This window comes from Aeromicrobium sp. EU05-FHT14F07 (assembly GCF_058790455.1).
The window spans coordinates 1-21,761 of the sequence record NZ_JBYTCR010000009.1 but is presented as its reverse complement, the minus strand read 5'-3'; the positions used below and the strand labels follow the sequence as shown (position 1 = coordinate 21,761).

Annotated in this window: 20 protein-coding genes; 6 read left to right on the top strand and 14 right to left on the bottom strand. The window is 73.6% G+C overall.

Annotation, left to right across the window (positions count from 1 at the left end; all coding sequences use genetic code 11):
- Nucleotides 1-32 precede the first annotated feature (32 nt).
- Complete coding sequence (gene acpS, locus AC3WRM_RS09770; RefSeq protein WP_492248215.1) at nt 33-494, top strand: holo-ACP synthase AcpS; 462 nt, start codon at nt 33-35, stop codon at nt 492-494.
- A 101-nt stretch (nt 495-595) separates the two neighbouring features.
- Here acpS and AC3WRM_RS09765 read toward each other — a convergent pair whose 3' ends face one another.
- The 4 genes from AC3WRM_RS09765 to fabG all read right to left on the bottom strand — a co-directional run bounded on the left by AC3WRM_RS09765 (nt 596) and on the right by fabG (nt 4,318).
- Complete coding sequence (locus tag AC3WRM_RS09765) at nt 596-1,588, bottom strand: hypothetical protein (protein ID WP_492248216.1); 993 nt, start codon at nt 1,586-1,588, stop codon at nt 596-598.
- Nucleotides 1,589-1,791: 203 nt separating this feature from the next.
- A complete protein-coding gene (locus tag AC3WRM_RS09760; RefSeq protein ID WP_492248217.1) occupies nt 1,792-2,415 on the bottom strand; it encodes a TetR/AcrR family transcriptional regulator in 624 nt (207 codons plus the stop codon).
- 108 nt (nt 2,416-2,523) lie between these two features.
- Nucleotides 2,524-3,552 carry a phosphotransferase family protein gene (locus AC3WRM_RS09755; RefSeq protein WP_492248218.1) on the bottom strand — a complete coding sequence of 343 codons (1,029 nt, stop codon included), beginning with the start codon at nt 3,550-3,552 and terminating at the stop codon, nt 2,524-2,526.
- A gap of 7 nt (nt 3,553-3,559) precedes the next feature.
- Nucleotides 3,560-4,318 (bottom strand): 3-oxoacyl-ACP reductase FabG, encoded by a 759-nt coding sequence (fabG, locus tag AC3WRM_RS09750; RefSeq protein WP_492248219.1) that lies wholly within the window; start codon nt 4,316-4,318, stop codon nt 3,560-3,562.
- A gap of 187 nt (nt 4,319-4,505) precedes the next feature.
- Between fabG and AC3WRM_RS09745 the strand changes: the two genes are divergently transcribed.
- The 3 genes from AC3WRM_RS09745 to AC3WRM_RS09735 are packed head-to-tail and all read left to right on the top strand — an operon-like array spanning nt 4,506 to nt 7,033.
- Entirely contained in the window at nt 4,506-6,053 is a 1,548-nt protein-coding gene (locus AC3WRM_RS09745; RefSeq protein WP_492248220.1) for an acyl-CoA carboxylase subunit beta, read from the top strand.
- Nucleotides 6,050-6,304 carry a biotin/lipoyl-binding carrier protein gene (locus AC3WRM_RS09740; protein WP_492248221.1) on the top strand — a complete coding sequence of 85 codons (255 nt, stop codon included), beginning with the start codon at nt 6,050-6,052 and terminating at the stop codon, nt 6,302-6,304. Before AC3WRM_RS09745 ends, AC3WRM_RS09740 begins: the two co-directional genes overlap by 4 nt.
- A gap of 12 nt (nt 6,305-6,316) precedes the next feature.
- Nucleotides 6,317-7,033 (top strand): acyl-CoA thioesterase family protein, encoded by a 717-nt coding sequence (locus tag AC3WRM_RS09735; RefSeq protein ID WP_492248222.1) that lies wholly within the window; start codon nt 6,317-6,319, stop codon nt 7,031-7,033.
- On the opposite strand, the gene AC3WRM_RS09730 is transcribed toward AC3WRM_RS09735, so the two are convergent.
- Nucleotides 7,026-7,418, bottom strand: coding sequence for a globin (locus AC3WRM_RS09730; protein WP_492248223.1), 393 nt, complete (start codon nt 7,416-7,418; stop codon nt 7,026-7,028). The genes AC3WRM_RS09735 and AC3WRM_RS09730 overlap by 8 nt on opposite strands.
- Nucleotides 7,415-8,326: a mechanosensitive ion channel family protein gene (locus AC3WRM_RS09725; RefSeq protein ID WP_492248224.1), complete on the bottom strand. Its 912-nt coding sequence runs from the start codon at nt 8,324-8,326 to the stop codon at nt 7,415-7,417. Before AC3WRM_RS09725 ends, AC3WRM_RS09730 begins: the two co-directional genes overlap by 4 nt.
- Before the next feature lie 44 nt (nt 8,327-8,370).
- Here AC3WRM_RS09725 and AC3WRM_RS09720 point away from each other — a divergent pair, with 44 nt between their 5' ends.
- A complete protein-coding gene (locus AC3WRM_RS09720; protein ID WP_492248225.1) occupies nt 8,371-8,655 on the top strand; it encodes a hypothetical protein in 285 nt (94 codons plus the stop codon).
- Nucleotides 8,656-8,876: 221 nt separating this feature from the next.
- On the opposite strand, the gene pepN is transcribed toward AC3WRM_RS09720, so the two are convergent.
- On the bottom strand, nt 8,877-11,393 hold the full coding sequence (gene pepN / locus AC3WRM_RS09715; protein WP_492248226.1) for an aminopeptidase N: 2,517 nt from the start codon (nt 11,391-11,393) through the stop codon (nt 8,877-8,879).
- 73 nt (nt 11,394-11,466) lie between these two features.
- Nucleotides 11,467-12,141, bottom strand: coding sequence for a class I SAM-dependent methyltransferase (locus AC3WRM_RS09710; protein ID WP_492248227.1), 675 nt, complete (start codon nt 12,139-12,141; stop codon nt 11,467-11,469).
- 48 nt (nt 12,142-12,189) lie between these two features.
- Here AC3WRM_RS09710 and AC3WRM_RS09705 point away from each other — a divergent pair, with 48 nt between their 5' ends.
- On the top strand, nt 12,190-13,341 hold the full coding sequence (locus AC3WRM_RS09705; protein ID WP_492248228.1) for a glutamate--cysteine ligase: 1,152 nt from the start codon (nt 12,190-12,192) through the stop codon (nt 13,339-13,341).
- Here AC3WRM_RS09705 and AC3WRM_RS09700 read toward each other — a convergent pair.
- Genes AC3WRM_RS09700 through AC3WRM_RS09675 form a run of 6 tightly spaced genes read right to left on the bottom strand, consistent with a single transcriptional unit; the run spans nt 13,314 to nt 21,626 of the window.
- The gene (locus AC3WRM_RS09700; protein ID WP_492248229.1) at nt 13,314-14,069 is read right to left on the bottom strand and encodes a sirohydrochlorin chelatase; all 756 of its coding nucleotides are present in this window, start codon (nt 14,067-14,069) and stop codon (nt 13,314-13,316) included. The genes AC3WRM_RS09705 and AC3WRM_RS09700 overlap by 28 nt on opposite strands.
- Entirely contained in the window at nt 14,066-15,181 is a 1,116-nt protein-coding gene (locus AC3WRM_RS09695) for a uroporphyrinogen-III synthase (protein WP_492248230.1), read from the bottom strand. Before AC3WRM_RS09695 ends, AC3WRM_RS09700 begins: the two co-directional genes overlap by 4 nt.
- Nucleotides 15,182-15,183: 2 nt before the next feature.
- Nucleotides 15,184-15,552, bottom strand: coding sequence for a nitrite reductase small subunit NirD (gene nirD / locus AC3WRM_RS09690; RefSeq protein WP_492248231.1), 369 nt, complete (start codon nt 15,550-15,552; stop codon nt 15,184-15,186).
- Complete coding sequence (gene nirB, locus AC3WRM_RS09685) at nt 15,549-18,122, bottom strand: nitrite reductase large subunit NirB (RefSeq protein WP_492248232.1); 2,574 nt, start codon at nt 18,120-18,122, stop codon at nt 15,549-15,551. The genes nirD and nirB overlap by 4 nt, the downstream gene beginning before the upstream one ends.
- A gap of 46 nt (nt 18,123-18,168) precedes the next feature.
- Nucleotides 18,169-19,641 carry an FAD-dependent oxidoreductase gene (locus tag AC3WRM_RS09680; protein ID WP_492248233.1) on the bottom strand — a complete coding sequence of 491 codons (1,473 nt, stop codon included), beginning with the start codon at nt 19,639-19,641 and terminating at the stop codon, nt 18,169-18,171.
- The gene (locus AC3WRM_RS09675; protein WP_492270923.1) at nt 19,638-21,626 is read right to left on the bottom strand and encodes a molybdopterin oxidoreductase family protein; all 1,989 of its coding nucleotides are present in this window, start codon (nt 21,624-21,626) and stop codon (nt 19,638-19,640) included. Before AC3WRM_RS09675 ends, AC3WRM_RS09680 begins: the two co-directional genes overlap by 4 nt.
- Between the last annotated feature and the right edge of the window lie 135 nt (nt 21,627-21,761).

The window sequence follows — 21,761 nt, the reverse complement described above, 5'->3', positions numbered from 1 at the left end:
GCGCCGGGGCGGGTCCGCCCGAGCAGGCCGGCGTGAGGGCGGCGGACGCCGTCGCCCCCAGAGTCGACGTGCTGGGGGCTGACGTGCTGGGGGCCGGCGTGATCGGTGTGGGGGTCGACCTCGTGCACGTGCCGTCGTTCGCGGAGCAGCTGGAGCTGGCGGGGTCGCGGTTCGCGGGCGTGTTCACGCCGGGCGAGCGTCGTGACGCGGCCGACCGTGCAGCCGGGCACGGTGGTGGCCCGGGGCGCCACCTGGCCGTCCGGTGGGCGGCGAAGGAGGCGCTGGTGAAGGCGTGGTCGGCGCCGCTCTTCGGCGAGCCGCCGGTGATGGGCGACGAGGCGCTGCGGCAGGTGGAGGTGGTGTGCGACGCCTGGGGCCGCCCCCGCCTGCGCCTGCTCGGCGACGTCGCCCGCCACCTCCCCGACGTCCGGTCGCACCTGAGCCTGACCCACGACGCCGACCACGCCCTCGCCTACGTCCTCCTCACCCACTGACCCCTGCTTGCCCTTTGGGTTGGGCCCCACCCAAAGGGTGACTCCCCACATCAGCGTTGGATGGGGACGAACCTTCTGGGTGGGGGAGATGCCGCGACGTCTCAGCCCCAGGGGCGCGCGACCTCGACGTACAACCTCCGCGAACGCGCCCGTGCGGCCTCGATCCGGGCGCACGTCGTGGCTTGTCTCACCGGGGAGAGGTCGACCCACCCCCACCGCGACACGCCGTTACGAGCGTCGCGGACAAGGTCCTCGCGGATCTTCTCCTGCACGATGGTCCGCCCGGGATCGGACGGATCCGGGTTGAGCCGCCCGTACTTGACGAGGCCGTCGAACTCACCGACATGACGGTCGAGGGTCCACAGGAAGTCGACGCGTCCGACCGTCCGCCCCATGAGGTCAACGATGACGACCTGCGGCTCGGGGAGGTCCACGCCATGGCGCCAGAACATCACGAAGGACCGCGACTCGCCGACGCTCTCGAACCGTGCGTCGGCGAGCTGGACGGCGCGGCGGACAGCGTCCGCGTTGGCCCAGGAGCGGAAGCGGGCGACGTGCGCGTCCACCTCGTCGGCATCCATACCGGTGCGCCGCAGTGCGTTGCTGAGCGCGACGACCCCTTGCTCGACGCCGTGCAGGCTCGTCGTCTCGAGGGCCGCACGGACCGGCGAGGTGCAACGGTAGCCGTCGACGTCGACCACGTCGTCGACCGTGATCGTCGGCTCGTGCCAGACCACTCCGGCCCGGTGTCGTCCCGTCCGCCCGTCGAGGCGCGTGAGGTGCACCTCCGACAGGTCGACGTCCCAGAGGTCGAGGCCGTGGAGTGCAGCGGCGGACTGGTGCGACGCGACTGCTCCGTCATCGACGCGCGCCAGGACGGAGCGCGTGACGACGGCGTGCCGGGTGACGACGTCGAGCTTCTCCCACTCGGCCGCGACGGCGTAGGCGCCGTACCTGATCTTCACCAGGACGCCCAGCGTGAGCAGGGCGGTGGTGCGGTTCTTGTCTACGCCGAGGTCACGGAGGTGACGGGCCAGCAGGAACCCGCCGTGGGCGGCGGCGCGCGCGACGAGATGGTCGAGGAGATCGCTCATAGGACGAGCGAACGCCCCCGACACCGGGGCCAGCCAGGGTCGCACTCCGACCTGTGGACGGCGGCCCCCTCCCTGACAGGGCTGTGGACGAGGGCACGTCGGCTGGGATCTGCGTCGCCCCACCCCCACGGGTGCGTCCCCACCCAACGCTGGGTAGGGGAGCCACCCTTTGGGTTGGGCCCAACCCAAAGGGTGGGAGGGGGTCAGCGGGGGTCGGGCTCGGAGGCGAGGAGGTAGGAGGCGAGGAGGCGCTTGAGCTCGATGACGGCCTCGGCGTGACCCTGGCCGTCGCGGACGGAGAAGTTCAGCATCGAGTAGGTGACGTGCACGAGCACCTCGGCCATGATCTGGCGACGTTCGCGCGGCGTGCCCGGGGTGAGGGGGGCGAGGAAGCGGGCGACGGCGGCGGCCAGCTCGCGCTCGGTCACGGCGGCGGTCGCGCGGGTCGCGGGGGTCGACTGCACGGCCAGCCACACCGCGCGACGCGACGGGTCGTCGGACCACAGGCTCGCCATGTGGTCGATCATCCGGTCGAGGAAGCGCAGCCAGTCCAGGGACGGGATCATCTCCGAGAACCGGGTGAGCTCCTCGTGCACGGCGACGGCGTCCTGGCGGTCGAGCTCGCAGACGATCACGTACTTGTTCGCGAAGTACTGGTAGAGCGTGCCGGTCGGCAGTCCGGCGCGCTGCGAGACCTCCTCGCAGGTGAACGACTCGAACCCGACGTCGAGCAGCAGCTCGCGCGCGGTGCGCAGCAGCAGCTCGAACTTGGCCCGACTGCGCTCCTGCGTGGGGCGACGTCGGGGCTCGAGGATCTCGGCGGTCACGCGGCCCACCCTAGGGGACGCGGCGAGCCGGCGAGAGCGTTCCCGGCCGTGACCTACTCGCGAGTCACCTGCCGCCTCCCGCCGCCGACGACGCGGGGGAGCGGCCGCTCAGGCTCGCAGCCCGGCCTGGATGAGCGGCTCGATGAGGTCGCCGATGCCGTCGAAGCCGGCGCCCAGGGTCTGGCCGTGGCTGTGGCGGAAGTGGATGCCCTCGAGGATCACCGCGAGCTTGAAGAAGGCGAGCGCGAGGTGGAAGTCGATGTCGGAGACGTCGCGTCCCGACCGCTGCGCGTAGCGCGCGAGCACCTCCTCGCGCGACAGGTACCCGGGCGCCTGGGCGGCGTCGGTCACCAGACCGGCCGCGGCGTCGCCGGCCGCCTCGGCGAGCTGCTGGTAGGCGAGCAGGACGGCGACGTCGGTGAGCGGGTCGCCGAGCGTGCTCATCTCCCAGTCGAGCACCGCGGTCACCCGGTCGCCGCCCTCGGGGCTCGCGTCGACGAGCAGGTTGTCGAGCCGGTAGTCGCCGTGCACGACCGTGCCCTCGCCCGATGTGGGGATCGACGCGTCGAGCCGCGCGATCAGCTCGTCCATGCCCGGGAGGTCCCGGCTGCGCGACGCGTCGAGCTGCTTCTTCCAGCGCCGCACCTGACGCTCCAGGTAGCCGTCGGGACGGCCGAAGTCGCCGAGCCCGACCTGCTCGGGCACGACGGCGTGCAGGTCGGCGAGCACGTCGACCATGCGCTCGGTGATGGTCCGCACCCGCTGCTCGCCGAGCGCGGCGAGGTCCGACGCGCGCGCGAACGGCGTGCCGACGACCCGCTCCATCACGTAGAACGGCGCACCGAGGACCGTGTCGTCCTGGCAGAGCCCGTAGGTGGCGGGCACGGGGACCGCGGTGTCGGCGAGCGCGGTGATGACGCGGTGCTCACGGGCCATGTCGTGGGCCGTGGCGAGCACGTGACCGAGGGGCGGCCGGCGGACGATGACGTCACGTCGTCCGTCGGTGACGGCGTACGTCAGGTTCGACTTGCCGCCGGTGATGAGCGACACCTCGAGCGGGCCGACGAGCAGGCCGGGGGCCTGCTCGTCGAGCCAGCGCGCGAAGGCGTCGAGGTCGAGTCCCTCGGGCGTGCTCACGGTCGGGTCAGTCCTTCGGTCCGCCGGCGACGTAGATGACCTGGCCCGACACGAAGCCGGCACCCTCGCTGACGAGGAACGACGCCGTGTGCGCGATGTCCTCGGGCTGGCCGACACGCTGCACGGGGATCTGCTCGGCGGAGAACGTGATGAAGTCGTCGAACGGGACGCCGATGCGCTCCGCGGTGGCGGCCGTCATGTGGGTCTGGATGAAGCCGGGGGCGATCGCGTTGGCCGTCACGCCGAACTTGCCCAGCTCGATGGCGAGGGTCTTGGTGTAGCCCTGCAGACCGGCCTTGGCGGCGGAGTAGTTCGCCTGGCCGCGGTTGCCGAGCGCGGAGGTGCTCGAGAGGTTGACGATGCGGCCGAACTTCGCCTCGACCATGTGCTTCTGGGTGGCCTTGACCGTGTTGAAGGAGCCGCGCAGGTGGACGGCCATGACGGCGTCCCAGTCCTCGACGGTCATCTTGAAGAGCAGGTTGTCGCGGATGATGCCGGCGTTGTTGACGACGACGGTCGGGCCGCCGAGCTCGGCGGTGATCCGCTCGACGGCGGCCTCGACCGCGGCGGGGTCGGAGACGTCGGCACCGACCGCGAGGGCCGTGCCACCGGCCGCGGTGATGGCCTCGACGGTGCCGGAGCAGGCGTTCTCGTCGAGGTCGACGACGGCGACGGCCAGGCCGTCGGCGGCCAGGCGCTGGGCCACGGCGGCACCGATGCCCTGGGCGGCTCCGGTGACGAGGGCGGTGCGGCGGTTCTCGCTCATGCAGTTCTCCTGAGGTAAGCGCTTGCTTAGGTCTGCGCTCACGGTAGCGCACGGCGCTCGTCGCGGCCAGGGCCCGACCGCGGCGCCACCACGACGGCGCGACGACGCGCGAGGTGAGTCACAGAAGATGAGGAATCCCTCGGCTTTGGGGTAAGGTTGAGGAAACCCTCATGTTTCAGGAGATCGCATGACGCAGCTCGACGTGTCCGCCCCCGACGCCGCGGCCGACCCCGCGGCGGGTGCGGCGACGCAGGCGGCCCGACCCCACCACCGCGACGTCCTCGCGCAGCGACGTGCGGACCGGACGGCGCGCGTCGAGCCTCGCGGCCGTCGTCAGCACACCGCGCGCGAACGGGCCCACCTCCTCGTCGACGAGGGCACGTTCGTCGAGATCTCGCCGTTGCGCACGGCGGGTCCCTCGAGCGGCAGCGGCGTGGTCATCGGCTGGGGCCTCGTCGGCGGACGGCCGGTCGTGGTGGCCAGCCACGACGCTGCGGTCGCCTCGGGCGCGATCGGCGCGGTGTTCGCCGAGACGGTCCAGCGCGCGCAGCGCATCGCCATCGACCGGGGCCACCCGATCGTCTACATCAACGACTCCGGGGGAGCGCGGATCCACGACGGCATCCACGCCCTCCACGGCTGCGGCGGCATCTTCGCCAACAACGTCGAGGCCAGCCGGAAGATCCCGCAGATCTCCCTCATCCTCGGCCCGTGCGCCGGTGCCGCGGCCTACTCGCCGGCACTGACCGACTGGACGATCATGGTCAAGGAGCAGGGACAGATGTTCCTCACCGGGCCCGAGATCGTCCGTGCGGCCACCGGCGAGGACGCGACCGCCGACGAGATCGGCGGCTCGGGCATGCACACGCGCACGAGCGGCGTCGCCCACCTCGAGGTGGACGACGAGCAGGCCGCGCTCGACGCCGCTCGCGGCATCCTCTCCTTCCTGCCCTCGCGCGTCGGCGGCGCACAGGTGCTGGTCGAGCCGGTGCCCGCTCGGCCCGAGGCCGTCGCCCGCCTGCCGCACGTGGTGCCCGACAAGTCGAGCATCGTCTTCGACATGCACGAGGTCCTCGACGGTGTGCTGGACGACCGCCCCCGCCTCGAGCTCAGCCCCGCGCACGCTCCGAGCGTGCTGACGGTGCTCGCCCACCTCGACGGCCGCCCCGTCGGCATCGTCGCCAACCAGCCGAGGGCGCGCGGCGGGATCCTCGACGCCAAGGCGTCCGTGAAGGCCTCGCGGTTCGTCGACTTCTGCGCCCGCTACGGCCTGCCCGTGCTCACCTTCGTCGACGTGCCCGGCTTCCTGCCCGGCACGGTCGAGGAGGGCCGTGGCGTCATCACGCAGGGCGCGACGATGCTGCGCGCCTACGTGGAGGCGCAGTCGCCCGTGCTCACCGTCGTCGTCCGCAAGGCGTACGGCGGCGCCTACATCGCGATGGGCTCGCGCTCCCTGGGCGCCGACTTCACCTGGGCGTGGTCGGGCTCGGAGATCGCCGTCATGGGCCCGGGTGGCGCCGTGGCGCTGCTCCACCGCCGCGCGCTGAAGGACGCCGAGGACCCCGACACCCTGCGCGACGAGCTCGCCGCCGAGTACCGCGAGAACGTCGCGCGGCCCTACCTCGCCGCCGAGGCGGGCATCCTCGACGACGTCATCGTCCCGGAGGAGACGCGCGAGCGCATGGTCCAGGCGCTCGGTGTCCTGGCCCCGCGGGCCGAGGGGAGCCGCGCATGAGCGCCGCGACCACGGCGACGGCGACCGCCGACATCGTCTCGAACGTCTGGAAGCTCGTCACCGAGGTCGGCGCGCAGGTGCGTGAGGGCGACATCCTCGCCGTGCTCGAGTCGATGAAGATGGAGCTGCCCGTGCACGCGCCCGCCACCGGCACGGTGGCCGAGGTGCTCGTCGCCGAGGGGCAGATCGTCCAGGAGGGCGACGCCCTCGTCGTCATCGCCACCCAGGACGAGGCCCCCGCAGCGGTCTGAGAGCATGCTCGGGTGCCCGAGCCGACCACGCCCGTCGTCCACGACCTGCCGATGCGCTGGGCCGACCTGGACCAGCTGGGGCACGTCAACAACGTCACGTACGTCGACTACGCCGCCGAGGCGCGGGCGGTGCACGTGGCCGACGGCGACCTGCGGGACCGACCGGCGCGGACGGTGTCGGTGGAGTACCTGCGGCCGCTGCTGCTGAGCAGCACCCCCGTGCGCGTCACGTCCGTCGACGACGGCGAGCGCCTGGTGCAGGAGATCGCGCCGGCCACGGCGACGACGCCGTTCGCCCGCGCGACGTGGCACGACGAGCCGCTGCCCGACCTCGACCTCGGGGCCTCGGGGGAGACCTACGACCTGAGGGTGCGCCGCAGCGACCTCGGACCCGACGGCGACGTGACGGTCGAGGCGCTCTTCGAGTTCGCCCAGGAGGCGCGCATCGTGTCCGTCGTCCGGGTGGCCGGCACGGCCGGCAGCGGTCGGTACGTGGTCGCGCGCGTCGACGTGCAGCGCGGCGGTCCGTTCACGTGGGGGACGGCGACGGTCCCGGCCCGCAGCACCGTCACCCGGGTCGGGCGGTCGTCGTTCACCGTGACCACGCTCTTCGACGACGGACGCCAGGGTCGTGCCGACGCCGTGCTCGTCGGGTTCGACCTGGAGACGCAGACGTCGCGCGTGCTCGGTGCGGAGGAACGCGCCGTGCTGGAGGCTCAGCTCAGCTGACGGGCGCGTCGTCGGCGGTGTTCACCATGAACGTCGCGGCGTGCTGCACGTAGGCCCAGAACTGCGCGTCCTGCTCGGGCGTGAGGTCGACGGCGTCCAGGCCCGCGCGGAAGTGGTGCAGCCAGCGGTCGCGGGCGGCCATCGTGACCGCGAAGGGCGCGTGGCGCATGCGCAGGCGCGGGTGGCCGCGGGTCTCGCTGTACGTCGTCGGGCCACCCCAGTACTGCTCGAGGAACAGGGTGAAGCGCTCGGCCGCCGGCGCGAGGTCCTCCTCCGGGTACATGGGGCGCAGGAGGGCGTCGGTGGCCACGCCGGCGTAGAACACGTCGACGATCCGCTCGATCGTGGCGCGGCCGCCGATCTCCTCGTAGAAGGTGGTGCTCACGGGGCGGGCCTCTCGGCGGGGATCGCGCTGGACGGGATGCGGATGCCGGCCTTGTCGAAGCGACGCTTGACGCGCTGGCGCAGCGTGCGGGCCACGAGCCACTGCTGCAGCGGCGCGGTCTTGAGCACGACGCGCACGACCACGCCGTCCTTGTCGAAGCGCTCCACGCCCCACACCTCGGGCTCCTCGATGATGACGCCGGCGAAGCGGTCCTCGCGGTACATCGACTCGGCCTCCTCGGCGAGGATCGCCTGCACCTCGTCGAGGTCGGAGTCGTAGTCGACGGTGACGTCGAGGACCGTGCGGGCCCAGTTCTGGCTCTGGTTGCCGACCCGGAGGATCTCGCCGTTGCGGACGTACCAGACGGTGCCGTTGACGTCGCGCAGGCGGGTGACGCGCAGGCCGACGGCCTCGACCGTGCCGCTCGCCTCGCCGAGGTCGACGGAGTCGCCGACGCCGTACTGGTCCTCGAGGATCATCGAGACTCCGGCGAGGTAGTCCTTGACGAGCGTCTGCGCGCCGAAGCCGAGCGCGACGCCGAGGATGCCGGCGCTGGTGAGCAGCGGGGCGATCGGCACGCCGACGACGCCGAGCACCATGACGAAGGCGACGCCGGCGATCACGAGGCCGACGATCGAGCTCAGCAGGTCGCCCATGGCCTGGGCACGCTGCTTGCGGCGCTCGCCGGACCCGGGTCGCAGGTCCGAGAGCAGCGCTCCGGCGCGGCTGTTGGCGAGGGCGTCGGGGACCTGGCCCTCGCCGGCTCGTTTGACGACCCGACGGATCGCGCGGCGGGTGACCCAGCGGACCACCATCGCCACGAGGAGGATCACGAGGATCTGCGTCCCGCTCTCCATCAGCCGGTCGCCGGTCCAGGCCGACGGCAGGTTCACGTCGAGGCTCAGCATGGTCACCAGCCTACGGGCGGGGCCAGGGGCGATACGATGACCCCATGAAGGCTCCCGCGCGCATCCTCGCCGTCGTCGTCTCCACGCTCGTGGTGCTCGGCACGACCTCTGCCACGGCCTGGGCCGACTCGCCGGCCTCCGAGGCCTGGCCGGCCCCGCCGGAGCGCAGCACGCTCGAGTGGATCCTGCTGGTCGGCGGCGGCACGGTCGGCCTCTTCGTCGTCGTCGCCCTCTTCGGCCTGCTCACGGCCCGCAACAACTACGTGCCCCCGCCGCCGTCGACCGACGTCGAGGTCGCGCCGGGCCACGAGGCCGCGCACCACCACTGACCGACCCCCACCCCGGCCGGCTCGTCCTGGACGGGCCGGCCGTCGTGCGTCGTGGGGCGGGGGATTCCCAGGCGGACCTGGGAATCTTCGCTAGGCACGAGAATCTCTGGCCAGGCACGGACATCTCAGCCAGGCACGGAGAGGTCTCCACGCTTCTCTGAGATTCCCGTGCTCGGTGGAGATTCCCAGGTCGACCTGGGAATCTCCACCCAGCGGCGAGGTCAGCTGGCCGCGCGGGCGCGGAGGGCGCGGGCGAGGTCGTCGCGACCCTCGGACACGTAGCGCTTCGCGGCGGCCGGGGCCTCGGTGGAGCCCAGCCAGGCGTCGACGGCGTCGAGTGCGGCCTGCGTGGGGTTGGCGAGGGGGAACAGGTAGACGAGCGCGACCTGGCCGATCCAGACGCCCTTGTCCTCGATGACCGTCTCGGCCATCTCGAGGTAGCGCTGGACGAACGGCTCGAGCACGTCGGCCTGGCCCGACACCTGGAACGCCGACGCGGTCTGGCGGCGGGTCTCGTTGGGCGTCGACGTGTCGACGACCGCCGCCTGCCAGGCTGCCTCCTTGGCCTCGGAGGAGGGCCGGACGGCGCGGGCCGCGGCGGCCCGCTCGCGGCCGGAGATGGTCTGGTCGCGCTCCAGCTCGGCCTCGATCTCCGCCTCGTCGGCCGCACCGAGACGTGCGAGCGCCGTCACGAGCGTCCACCGCAGGTCGGTGTCGACGTCGAGCCCGGGCAGGCCGTCCGAGAGCAGGGTGCGCAGGTGGTCGGGGCTGGTGGCCGCGGACGCGTAGCCGCGCACGAACGCCAGCTGGTGGTCGCTGCCGGGCTCGGCGGCCTCCGCGAGCGCCCGGACCCCGGACTCCCAGCGCTCCGCGAGGGGCGGACGCTTCTCGTCGGACGTGTACAGGTTGACGGCGGACTGGCCCTGACGCAGCAGTGAGGACACGGCCGTGAGGTCGGTCTCGGAGCCGATCCCCGCGAGCACGAGCGACACGAAGTCCGTCGACGACAGCTCGGCGTCGCGCGTCATGTCCCAGGCCGACCCCCAGCAGAGCGCCCGGGGCAGCGACTCCTCGAACGCCATGTCGTGCTCCACGAGCGAGGCGAACGACTGCTCGTCGAGGCGGATCTTGGCGTAGGTGAGGTCGTCGTCGTTGAGCAGCACGAGCGCCGGCCGGCGCAGGCCGACCAGCTCCGGCACCGCGGTGCGTTCACCGCGGACGTCCGTCTCGACGCGCTCGGTGCGCACGAGGCGACCGTCGACGACGTCGTACAGGCCGATCGCGATCCGGTGACGCCGCAGCGTCGGGTACGCCTCGATCGCGGTCTGCTCGACGGCGAAGGACGTGAACGTGCCGTCCTCGCCCACCTCGGCGTCGGCGCGCAGCGTGTTGACGCCCGACGTCTGCAGCCACTCCTCGGCCCACGACGCCAGCTCGCGGCCCGACGCCGCCTCCAGCTCGGTGAGCAGGTCCTGCAGCGTGGTGTTGCCGTACGCGTGCTTGCTGAAGTAGGCGCGCAGCCCGGCGAAGAAGTCCTCGACGCCGACCCACGCGACGAGCTGCTTGAGGCTCGACGCGCCCTTCGCGTAGGTGATGCCGTCGAAGTTCGCCTCGACGGCGTGCAGGTCGTAGTTGTCGGCGGCGATGGGGTGCGTCGAGGGCAGCTGGTCCTGGCGGTAGGCCCAGTTCTTGCGGTTGTTCGTGAACCCGGTCCACGCGTCGGTGAAGCGCGTCGCCTCGACCGAGGAGTGGTGCGCCGCGAACTCGGCGAACGACTCGTTCAGCCACAGGTCGTCCCACCACTTCATGGTCACGAGGTCGCCGAACCACATGTGCGCCATCTCGTGCAGGATCGTGTTCGCGCGCTGCTCGTAGGCGGCCACCGTCTGGCGGCTGCGGAAGATCATCTCGTCGCGGAACGTCACGCAGCCCGCGTTCTCCATCGCGCCCATGTTGTACTCCGGCACGAACAGCTGGTCGTACTTCACGAACGGGTACGCCATCTGGAACGCGTCCTCGAAGAACGCGAAGCCCTGCTTGGTGACGAGGAGGATGTCGTCGGCGTCGAGGTGCTCGACGAGCGACTGACGGCACCAGACGCCCAGCGGGATGTCGCCGTACTCGCCGGAGTAGACGTCGGTGACGCCGTGGTACTCGCCGGCGACGAGCGCCGTGATGTACGTCGACATCGTCTTCGTGGTCTCGAAGACGCGCGTGCTGACGCCGCCCTCGCCCTCGACCGTCTCGGCGACCGGGGCGTTGGACACGACGGCCCAGTGGCTCGGCGCGGTCACGCGGAAGTCGAAGGTGGCCTTCAGGTCGGGCTGCTCGAACGTCGTGAACACGCGGCGCGCGTCGGGCACCTCGAACTGCGTGTAGAGGTAGACGCGCTCGTCGGCGGGGTCGACGAAGCGGTGCAGCCCCTCGCCGGAGTGGGAGTACGCGCACGTGGCCTCGACGCGCAGCTCGTTCTCGGCCTGCAGGTCGGGCAGCGGGATGCGGCTGTCGGCGTAGGTGGCGGGGTCGAGCGACGTCCCGTTCAGGGTGATCGAGGCGATCTCGCCGTCCACGAGGTCGGCGAACGTGGCGGAGCCGGGGACGGCGCCGAACTGCACGGTGGTGACGGACCCGAACCTCTCCGTGCCCTGGGTCAGGTCGAGCTCGACGACGTAGTGGTCGGTCGAGATGACGCTGGCGCGTTCGGTGGCTTCTTCACGAGTCAGGTTCGTTCCGGGCATGGCGCCCACTCTATGCACCGGGCGCCGAGGGCGACGCGCCGAATCCCCTGGCGTGCCGCGCGTCACCGACCGCTCAGGCGCGGGTGCCCTCGAAGTACGTGAGCGCGCCGGCGCGGTCGAGCCGGACGTCGACGAGGCCGGCGTCGCCGAGCCAGGCGCGCACCTCGGTGCCCCGCACCGGCGGACCGAGCACGCCGAGAGCCCGCCCGATCCGGTGCCCCGGCCGGTACAGCAGGCCGGCGTCGACGCAGAAGGCGCTCCCGACGAGTCGTCCGCCGGGCCGCAGCACCCGCGCCAGCTCGTGCACCGCGGCCTCGGGGTCCGGGAAGCAGTGCAGGCTCGTGAACGTGAGCACGAGGTCGTACGTCTCGTCGGCGTCGGCGAGCTGCTCCACGTCGGCCACGCGGGTCTCGACGTCGGCCGCGACGCCGAGCCGGTCGGCCTCGCGTCGCGTCCGCTCGAGCATGGCGGGCGAGATGTCGGCGGCCACGTAGTGCAGGGCGTGGTCCACCGGCAGGTCGCGCAGCACCACCCCGCCGCCGCACGGCAGGTCCAGCACGGTGCCGCCCGCAGGCACGGCGGCGAGCTCGCGGCGCGCCCGACGGTGCAGCTCCTCGACGCTCGAGCCCATGCCGACCCGCCACAGCAGCGCCCCGAGGTGCGGGTCGCCGCTGATCCGGTCGTAGACCGCGGCCCACGGGTGGTCGCGCTGCCACGTGCCGCTCGGGTCGCGCCTGCCGTCGCTCATGCTGGGACGATACGACCTCGGGCCCGGACCTGCGGCAGGATGGACGCCGTGGACCTTCCCTTCGCGCGCTCCGAGCGCTCGTCCGTCGGGATCGAGTGGGAGCTCGCCCTCGTCGACGCCGACTCGGGCGACCTGCGCCAGGTCGCCCAGACCGTGCTCGACGCCGTCGCCCCCGCGGGCGGAGGGGAGCACCCGCTGATCCGGCAGGAGCTGCTGCTCAACACCGTCGAGGTGGTCTCGCGCGTCCGTCGCACGGTCGCGGAGGCGGGCGCCGACCTGCAGGAGGCGATCGACGAGATCCGCACGGTCACCGACCCGCTGCGCGTCGAGCTCATGAGCGCGGGCACCCATCCGTTCGCCCGCTGGGACAACCAGAAGGTCACCGACAAGGAGCGGTACGCCACGCTCATCGACCGCACCCAGTGGTGGGGTCGCCAGATGCTCATCTACGGCGTCCACGTGCACGTCGGCATCGAGGACCGCGCGAAGGTGCTGCCCATCAGCAACGCGATGCTCGCGTACTACGGCCACCTGCAGGTGCTGAGCGCGTCGTCGCCGTTCTGGGGCGGCGAGGCCACGGGGTACGCGTCGAACCGCGCGCTGATGTTCCAGCAGCTGCCGACGGCGGGTCTGCCGTTCCACTTCCAGCAGTGGTCCGAGCTCGAGCATTACGTCGACGACCTCACGACCACGGGGGTCATCGACGTCTTCGACGAGATCCGCTGGGACCTGCGCCCGTCGCCGAAGTTCGGCACGCTCGAGGTGCGTGTCTGCGACGGGATCCCCACGATGAGCGAGCTGCTCAGCATCTCGGCGCTCACCCACTGCCTCGTCGAGCACTTCTCGAGCGAGCTCGACGCGGGCCGCGACCTGCCCGACCTGCCGCCGTGGTTCGCGCAGGAGAACAAGTGGCGCTCGGCGCGCTACGGCATGGACTCCTGGCTCATCCTCGACCAGCACGCGCGCGAGGACCTCGTGACCGCCGACCTCTCCCGTCTCCTGGTCACCCTGGAGCCGGTGGCGGAGCGGCTGGGCTGCAGCGAGGAGCTCGCCGGCATCGCCGACATCGTGCGCACCGGCCCGTCCTACCGGCGCCAACGTCGGGTCGCGGACGCGCACGACGGCCGTCTCGACGCCGTCGTCGCCTCGCTCGTCGCGGAGATGCGCGCCGGTCACCCGGTGCCGGTCAGCGCCCCCTGAGCCGCCACCGCGGTGGCGTAGCGGTCGACGACGAGGTCGACGAGCCGGGGGTCGGCGAGGTCGTCGTCGAGCAGGGGGCGGCTGACGACGTCCACGTCGCAGCGGGACACCCGGTCGTGGAAGAACCCCGGCGCCATCAGCAGCGACGACACGACGACCCGGCGGTCGGCGTTCTGGGCCCTGGCGTCGGCGACGACGTCGGCGAGCGGACGGCCGGTGCCTCCGACGTACCCGAGCGGCACGACCTGGCCGATGGCGACGCTCAGGTCGCGGGCCACCTGCTCGAAGCAGGCCTGCGCGACCGGGTCGCTCGAGCCGGCGGAGGCCATGACGACGACGTCGGCGTCCTGCGTGCCGGCCTCGAGCAGCCGGCGCACCAACGCGCCCACGAGCCGGTCGTCCGGCCCGAGCGTGGCCGCGGCGACGCAGCCGGGCGCCGACGCGGCGCGCGCGACGTCGACCCGCACGTGGAACCCCGGGGCCAGCAGCAGTGGCACGACGACGGCGGGGCCGGCGAGCGTCGCGACGACGTCGTCGGGCGTCGGCTCCTGCACGTCGACGTAGGCGTCGCGCACGGCGACGTCGGGCAGGCGCCGACGCACCGCCTCGACGAGGCCGAGCACGGCCCGTCGACCCGCCGGGCTGGACGTGCCGTGGCTGGTCGCGACGAGCGCGGGACGGGTGCGGCGTGGGTTCGTGGGACGTGGGTTCGTGGAACGGGGGCTCATGGGTGCTCCTGCACGGCGAGGCGGTAGCCCCGCTTGACGACGGTGAGGACGGCGGAGCGGCCGATCGCCTCGCGCAGGCGCGCGACGGCCATCTCCGCGGTGTGGGGGTCGGTCGACTCCCCGGGCAGGACGGCGAGCAGCTGCTCGCGGCTGCACACGGCCCCGGGCCGTTCGGCGAGCAGGCGCAGCACCGCGAGCCCGCTCGGGGAGACCGGCAGCGGCTGGTGGTCGAGCGTCGCGGTCGTGGCGTGCAGCCGCAGCTGGCCGTCGGGGAGCGCGATCGCGGCCGCGTCCTCGCCGAGGTGCACGATCAGCTCCCGCACGAGGGCACCGAGGCGGTACCGCTCCGGCACCAACGGGTCGAAGCCGCGGGAGACGAGCGGCTCCGCGGTGACCGGTCCGACGGCGGCGAGGGTGAGTCTGTCGGCCGCGACCAGGGCGTGCAGCGCGTCGAGGCCGTCGTGCCGCTCCACGACCTCGAGCCACGCCGACGCGCCGGGCGCCGAGGTGAACACGACCGCGTCGTACCCGCCCGCGGTCGCCGCGACCACGGAGCGCTCGACGGCCTCGGGGTCCGGCGGCGGGCCCCAGCGGTAGACGACGAGGGTCGTGGTGACCGCCCCGCCGCCCTGCAGCGCCTTCTCGATGCCGTCGTCGCCCGCGCCGTGGTGCTGCACGGCCACGTGCAGGCCGTCGACACCCTCCGTCAGCAGGAGCTGCACGATCTCGGCCGACGTCTCGGACTCCGCCACCCAGTCGGGCACGAGACCCCCCGCCTGGAGGGCACCGCGCGCCTTGGGCCCGCGGGCCACGATGCGGGTCTGCGCGAGGGCCTCGACGAGGTCGTGCCCCAGGCCCGAGGCCTCGGCCGTGTCCAGCCAGCCGCGGAAGCCGATGCCCGTCGTCACGACGAGCACGTCGGGCGGGTCGGCGACGAGCCCGCGGGTCGCGGCCAGCAGACCGGCCTCGTCGAGGTGGGACTCCACGCCGAGCGCCGACGCGGTCGTCACCTCGGCACCGCGCCGCTGCAGGGCACCGGACAGCTCGTCGGCACGCCGTTGGGCGGTGACCAGCACCGTGGTGCCGGACAGGACGGGACGCAGGACGTTCACGATCACCCAGTCTGCGGGACGCCGACGTGCACCACACCGTCGACGACGTCGACGGTGTAGGTGTCGAGGGACACGTCGGGGTCGTCGAGGCAGCGTCCGGTGCGCAGGTCGAAGGCCTGCTTGTGCAGCGGGGACACGACGATCGGGACGTCGCCGCGCGAGCCCACCAGGCCGCGCGCGATGACGTTCGCCCCGGTGAACGGGTCGCGGTGGGAGACCGCGCGCACCTCGTCGGTGTCGGCGAGCCGGAACAGCGCCACCTGCCGGCCGTCGACGAGCGCGGCCGCACCGCGGTCCGGGTGCAGGTCGTCGAGGCGGCACACGGGCACGAGCGTCGGGGGCGCGTCGGGTGCGTCCAGGAACGTGGTCACAGGGGTCCTCCGGCGGTACGGACGGGCAGGGTGGGTCCACCGATGACGACGCCGCGCTCCTCGGCCGTGGCGGGGCGCTTCTGGCCACGCTCGGGCACGTAGGCGAGGTCGGGGTCGGCGACGTCGGGCGCGTTGACGAACGACGCGAACTTGCGCAGCTTCTCGGGGTCCTCGAGGGTGGCGGCCCACTCGTCGCGGTAGCCGCCCACGTGCGCGTCCATCGCGGCGTCGAGGTCGGCGGCGATGCCGAGCGAGTCGTCGAGCACGACGGCGCGGATCGCGTCGATGCCGCCCTCGACCGACTCGACCCACGGCGCCGTGCGCTGCAGCCGGTCCGCGGTGCGCACGTAGTACATGAGGAAGCGGTCGATCGCGCGCACGAGCTGCTCGGTGGTGAGGTCCTCGGCGAACAGCTGGGCGTGCCGGGGCGTGAAGCCGCCGTTGCCGCCCACGTACATGTTCCAGCCCTGGTCGGTGGCGATGACGCCGACGTCCTTGCCGCGCGCCTCGGCGCACTCGCGGGCGCAGCCGGAGACGCCGAGCTTGATCTTGTGCGGCGAGCGCAGGCCTCGGTAGCGCAGCTCGAGCGCGACGGCCAGACCCACCGAGTCCTGCACGCCGAAGCGGCACCACGTCGACCCCACGCACGACTTCACGGTGCGCAGGGACTTGCCGTACGCGTGGCCCGACTCGAACCCCGCGTCGACGAGGCGCGACCAGATGGCGGGCAGCTGCTCGATGCGCGCGCCGAACAGGTCGATGCGCTGGCCGCCCGTGATCTTCGTGTACAGGCCGAAGTCCTGCGCGACCTGGCCGATGACGATGAGCCCTTCCGGCGTCACCTCACCGCCCGGGATGCGCGGCACGACCGAGTAGGTGCCGTCCTTCTGCATGTTGGCCATGACGTGGTCGTTCGTGTCCTGCAGGGCGGCGCGCTCGCCGTCGAGCACGTGCTCCTGGTACAGCGACGCGAGGATCGACGCGGCCACCGGGCGGCAGACGTCGCAGCCGCGGCCCCGGCCGTGCGCGGCGAGCAGCTCGCTGAACGTGCGGATCCCGCTCACCCGCACGACGTCGAACAGCTGGGCGCGGCTGAGCGAGAAGTGCTCGCACAGGTCGTTCCCGACCTCGATGCCCGCCTCGGCGAGCTGGGCCTGCAGCAGCTGCTTGACCATCGGCACGCACGAGCCGCAGCTCGTGCCGGCCTTCGTGCACGCCTTCACCCCGGCCACGTCGGTGCAGCCCTGCTCGGTCACGGCGCAGCGCACCGTGCCGGCCGTGACGTTGTTGCACGAGCAGACGGTCGCCGCGTCGGGCAGCGCGCCCGTCGTCGGTCCCTCCGCCGACTCCGGCAGCAGCCAGGCGGCCGGGTCGCCGCCGAGCGGGTGCCCCACGAGCGGGCGCAGGCTGCCGTACGCGGACGCGTCGCCCACGAGCACGCCACCCAGGAGGGTCGAGGCGTCGTCGCTGAGGACGAGCTTCTTGTACAGGCCCTGCACGGGGTCGGCGTAGACGACCTCGAGGCTGTCCGGCGTGGTCCCGAAGGCGTCGCCGAAGCTGGCGACATCGACCCCGAGCAGCTTGAGCTTCGTCGACAGGTCGGCGTCGGCGAACGTGGCCTCGCCGCCGAGCAGGCGGTCGGCCACCACCTCCGCCATCGTGTAGCCCGGCCCGACCAGCCCCCAGACCCGGTCGGACACGCACGCGACCTCGCCGACCGCGTAGACGGCGGGATCGCTCGTACGGCACGCCGCGTCGGCGAGCACGCCGCCGCGTGGGTGCACCGCCAGCCCGGCTCCGCGGGCGAGCTCGTCCCGCGGACGCACGCCGGTGGCGAACACGACGACGTCGACGTCGAGCGGGTCGCCGGTGGCGAACTCCATGCGCGTCACGCGGCCGGCGTCGTCGGCGACCACGCGCGACGTGGCGGTGGACGTGCGGACGGCGACGCCGAGACCCTCGACCAGTCGACGCAGCGCCTCGCCGCCGCCCGCGTCGACCTGGACCGGCATGAGCCGGTCGGCGAACTCCACCACCGTCGTGTCGGTGCCGAGCGTGGTCAGGGCACCGGCGGCCTCCAGGCCCAGCAGCCCGCCGCCGACGACCGCGCCGCGCACGGGGCGGCCCAGCGCCTCGCCGCGCTCGGACACCCAGGCGCGGAGGGCGTCGAGGTCGTCGACGGTGCGGTAGACGAAGCAGCCCCGCAGGTCGGCCCCCTCCACCGGCGGCACCGCGGCGTACGAGCCGGTGGCCAGGACGAGGGCGTCGTAGCGCCGCTCCCGGCCGCCGACGACGACCGTGCGCGCCGACGCGTCGACCGACTCGACCGCCGTGCCGGTGTGCAGCGTGACGCCGGGCGTGTCCCACAGCGACGCGTCGCCGAGCAGCAGCTCCTCGGGGCCGGAGAGGCCGAAGTAGCTGGTCAGCGCCACCCGGTCGTAGGGCGCGTGCACCTCCTCGCCGTAGACCTCCACGTCCCACCGCGAGGTCGCGTCGCGCTCCACGAGGGCTTCGACGAGACGACGGGCGACCATGCCGGCTCCGGCCACGACCAGGGTGCTGCGTTCCATGTCGACGACGCTAGGCAGGGCGTGTGTCGGGGCCCGACGCCGCCGGTTACCGCGCTGCAACACCTCGCTCACGCACGGCAGGGGTCTCCTGTGAGGTCGCCGGGACGGCCGGGTCGACCTCCTGCAGCCAGTCGACGAGACCGCACACGAGGGTGCGGCAGCCACCGCACCCCGTGGTCGCGCGCGTGGTCGTCACCACCTCGTCGACCGTGCAGCAGCCGCCGTCCCACGCGGCGACGACGTCGGCCTTCGTGACCCCGTTGCAGCGGCACACCGTCGTGCTCGACGGCATCGTCGTGGGGGAGCCCGGCTGGTCCTCAGGCGCGCCGACGAGGAGCTGGAGCGGGTCAGGCGGGACGACGCCCGGGCGGTCGAGCTGCACGGAGAGCCGCGCGGCCAGCTCGGGCGACCCGACGCACGTCATCCCGACGAGCGTCCCCTGGCGGACCACGACTTCCACGTAGCGCCGGGCGCCGGCGTCGTCGAGGGCGAGGACGCGGTCGTCCTCGTGCGCCGTCGACGCGCGCGTGCCCGCCGTGACGACGTCGAGGCCGACGGCCTTCAGCCGCAGGGTCGCGCCCTGCACCGGGAGCGTCGGCACGGGACGGTCGCGCACGAGGCGCGCGGCGAGCGCATCGGCCTGCGACCAGCCCGGGGCGACCAGGCCGCTCACGCCGTCCGGCGTCTCGGCGCAGTCGCCGATCGCGCTGACGGTCGGGTCGCTGGTGCGCAGGTCGGCATCGACGACGATCCCGTGGCGCACCGTGAGCCCGGCCTCGACGGCCAGCTCGGTCCGCGGGACGGACCCGGTCGCGAGCACGAGGAGGTCGGTCGGCACGCGCGTCCCGTCGCCGAGGACCACCGCGTCGACGTGCCCGTGCGCGACGTCGACCGCCCGCACGCCGGCCTGCGGCACCACCGCGATGTCGAGGTCGCGCAGCGTGCGGGTCGCGACGGCGGACACGCGCGGGTCGAGGTCGCGGTCGAGCACGCCGTCGCGGGACGCCAGCACCGTCACGTCCAGGCCGCGCCGACGCAGCCCGCACGCGACCTCGACGCCGATCGCCCCGGCCCCGACCACGCACGCGCGCCGGGCGTTGAGCGCCCCGGCGACGACGCCGCGCGCGTCGTCGACCGTGCGCAGCACGTGCGCGCCGCCGACGAGCCGGCCGCCGCCGGCGTCCAGACCTGCCAGCGGCAGCACCCGGGCTCGCGCCCCCACGGCCAGCACGAGGTGGTCCCACGGCTCGCAGGACCCGTCGTCGAGGAGCACCCGACGGGCGGCGACGTCGAGCTCGGCCGCCCGCACGCCGCGCCGGACCCGTGCGCCGGACGCCTCGGGCAGCGTCAGCGCCGCGAGGTCGGTGCGGCCCGCGACCAGCTCCGACAGCAGGACGCGGTTGTACGGCTCGTAGGACTCCTCGCCCAGCAGCACCACGTCGGCCGCGGGGTCGAGCCGCAGCGTCTCCTCGACGAACCGGTGGCCGACCATCCCGGCACCCACCACGACGATCCTCACGACTCGACCTCCTGCAGCACGCGGGCGAGTGACGGCCCGGCGTCGTCGGCGACCCGCTCGACGCGGACCGCGCACACCTTGAACTCGGGCATGCCGGACAAGGGGTCGGTCGCGTCGTTGGTGAGCGCGTTGACCAGGCTGTCCCCGGCGAAGTGGAACGGGACGAACACGGTGTCGGGCCGCACGTCGCGGGTGATGCGTGCGGGCGCGACCATCGAGCCGCGGGCCGACGTGACGCGGACGAGCTCGGCCCCGTCGAGACCGAGCCGCGCGGCGAGGCTCGGGTGCAGCTCGACGTGCGGTCCGCCGGCCGCGTCGCACAGGGCCGGGACGCGACGGGTCTGCGCCCCCGACTGGTAGTGCGCGAGGAGCCGGCCGGTCACGAGGTGCAGCGGCGCGTCGGCGCGGACGTCGTCGTCGGGCCCGACCGGTCGCACCGGCACCATCCGGGCCCGGCCCGACGGCGTCGCGAAGCGGTCGGTGAACAGCCGCGGGGTGCCCGGGTGGTCCGGGTCGGGGCACGGCCAGTGCAGCGCCTCGCCCGTGTCGAGGCGGGCGTGGCTGAGTCCGGCGTAGTCCGCGCGACCGCCGGCACTCGCCCGGGCGAGCTCGTCGAAGACGGCCGACGCGTCCGTGGACCACGTGCCGGGGGCGTCCAGACGTCGTGCCAGCTCGGCCCAGATCCACAGCTCGTCGCGCACGAGCGCCGGCGGGTCGAGGTGGCGTCGGCGGCGCAGCACCCGACCCTCGAGGCTGGTCATCGTGCCCTCCTCCTCGGCCCACTGCGTGACGGGGAGGACGTAGTCGGCGAGCAGGGCGGTCTCGGACGGGACGACGTCGCAGACGACGAGCAGGTCGAGGGCCGCGAGCCGGTCGCGCACGGCACCCGCCCGCGGCGCGCTGACCACGACGTTGCTGCCGTGCACGAACAGGCCGCGCGGCCCGTCCTGGGTGCCGAGCGACGAGAGCAGCTGGACCGCCGGGACGCCGGACCGGGGGAGGAGCTCGGGGGCGACGCCCCACACCGCGGCGACGTGCGCCCGGTCGGCGGGGTCCTCGATCGAGCGGTAGCCCGGGAGCTGGTCGGCCTTCTGGCCGTGCTCGCGGCCGCCCTGGCCGTTGCCCTGGCCGGTGATCGCACCGTAGCCCCCGCGCCGTGCGCCGGGCAGGCCGAGCGCGAGCGCGAGGGAGATCGCCGCGCTGACCGTGTCCGTGCCGTCGACGTGCTGCTCCACGCCGCGGCCCGTGAGCACGTACGCGCCCCGGCCGCCGCGGTGCGGCGACGCGTCGGCGAGCCGGCGGGCGACGTCGCGCAGCTGACCGGCCGCCACACCTGTGACCGTCTCGACCCGCTCGGGCCACCACGCCGCGACCGAGCGGCGCACGTCCTCGACGCCGTCGACGCGGTCGCGCAGGTAGGCGACGTCGGCGAGTCCCTCGCCCAGCACCACGTGCAGCAGGCCGAGCAGCAGCACGAGGTCGGTGCCCGGCAGCGGCTGCAGGTGCGTGCCCGCGCCGTCGTCGCAGAGCCGGGCCGTGGCCGAGCGCCGTGGGTCGACGACGACCAGACCGCCACGCGACCGCGGTCCCGCGAGGTGCTGCACCGACGGCGGCATCGTGTCGGCGAGGTTGCTGCCCAGCAGCAGCACCGCGTCGGCGTCGTCGAGGTCGGTCAGCGGGAACGGCAGCCCCCGGTCGACGCCGAGGCTGCGGTTGGCCGCGGCGGCGGCCGACGCCATGCAGAACCGCCCGTTGTAGTCGACGAGGCGGGTCCGCAGCGCCAGCCGCGCGAACTTGCCGAGCTGGTACGCCTTCTCGTTGGTGAGCCCGCCACCGCCGAACACCGCCACCGCGTCGGGGCCGTGGTCTGCTCGCAGCGTCTGCACGCGGGCCGCGATGTCGTCGAGCGCGTCGTCCCAGGTGGTCGGGACGAGCCCGTCGGCCGTGCGACGCAGCGGCTGGGTGAGCCGGTCGGGGGTGCGCAGCAGCTCGCCCGACGTCCACCCCTTCTGGCAGAGCCCGCCACGGTTCGTGGGGAAGTCCCGGGGGGGGGGGGGGGGGGGGGGGGGGGGGGGGGGGGGGGGGGGGGGGGGGGGGGGGGGGGGGGGGGGGGGGGGGGG

Coding starts and splice junctions, on each gene's coding strand:
- AC3WRM_RS09765 (WP_492248216.1), bottom strand. CDS start 1,588: ATGAGCGATCTCCTCGACCATCTCGTCGCGCGCGCCGCCGCCCACGGC.
- fabG (WP_492248219.1), bottom strand. CDS start 4,318: ATGAGCGAGAACCGCCGCACCGCCCTCGTCACCGGAGCCGCCCAGGGC.
- AC3WRM_RS09745 (WP_492248220.1), top strand. CDS start 4,506: ATGACGCAGCTCGACGTGTCCGCCCCCGACGCCGCGGCCGACCCCGCG.
- AC3WRM_RS09740 (WP_492248221.1), top strand. CDS start 6,050: ATGAGCGCCGCGACCACGGCGACGGCGACCGCCGACATCGTCTCGAAC.
- AC3WRM_RS09725 (WP_492248224.1), bottom strand. CDS start 8,326: ATGCTGAGCCTCGACGTGAACCTGCCGTCGGCCTGGACCGGCGACCGG.
- AC3WRM_RS09720 (WP_492248225.1), top strand. CDS start 8,371: ATGAAGGCTCCCGCGCGCATCCTCGCCGTCGTCGTCTCCACGCTCGTG.
- pepN (WP_492248226.1), bottom strand. CDS start 11,393: ATGCCCGGAACGAACCTGACTCGTGAAGAAGCCACCGAACGCGCCAGC.
- AC3WRM_RS09710 (WP_492248227.1), bottom strand. CDS start 12,141: ATGAGCGACGGCAGGCGCGACCCGAGCGGCACGTGGCAGCGCGACCAC.
- AC3WRM_RS09700 (WP_492248229.1), bottom strand. CDS start 14,069: ATGAGCCCCCGTTCCACGAACCCACGTCCCACGAACCCACGCCGCACC.
- nirB (WP_492248232.1), bottom strand. CDS start 18,122: ATGGAACGCAGCACCCTGGTCGTGGCCGGAGCCGGCATGGTCGCCCGT.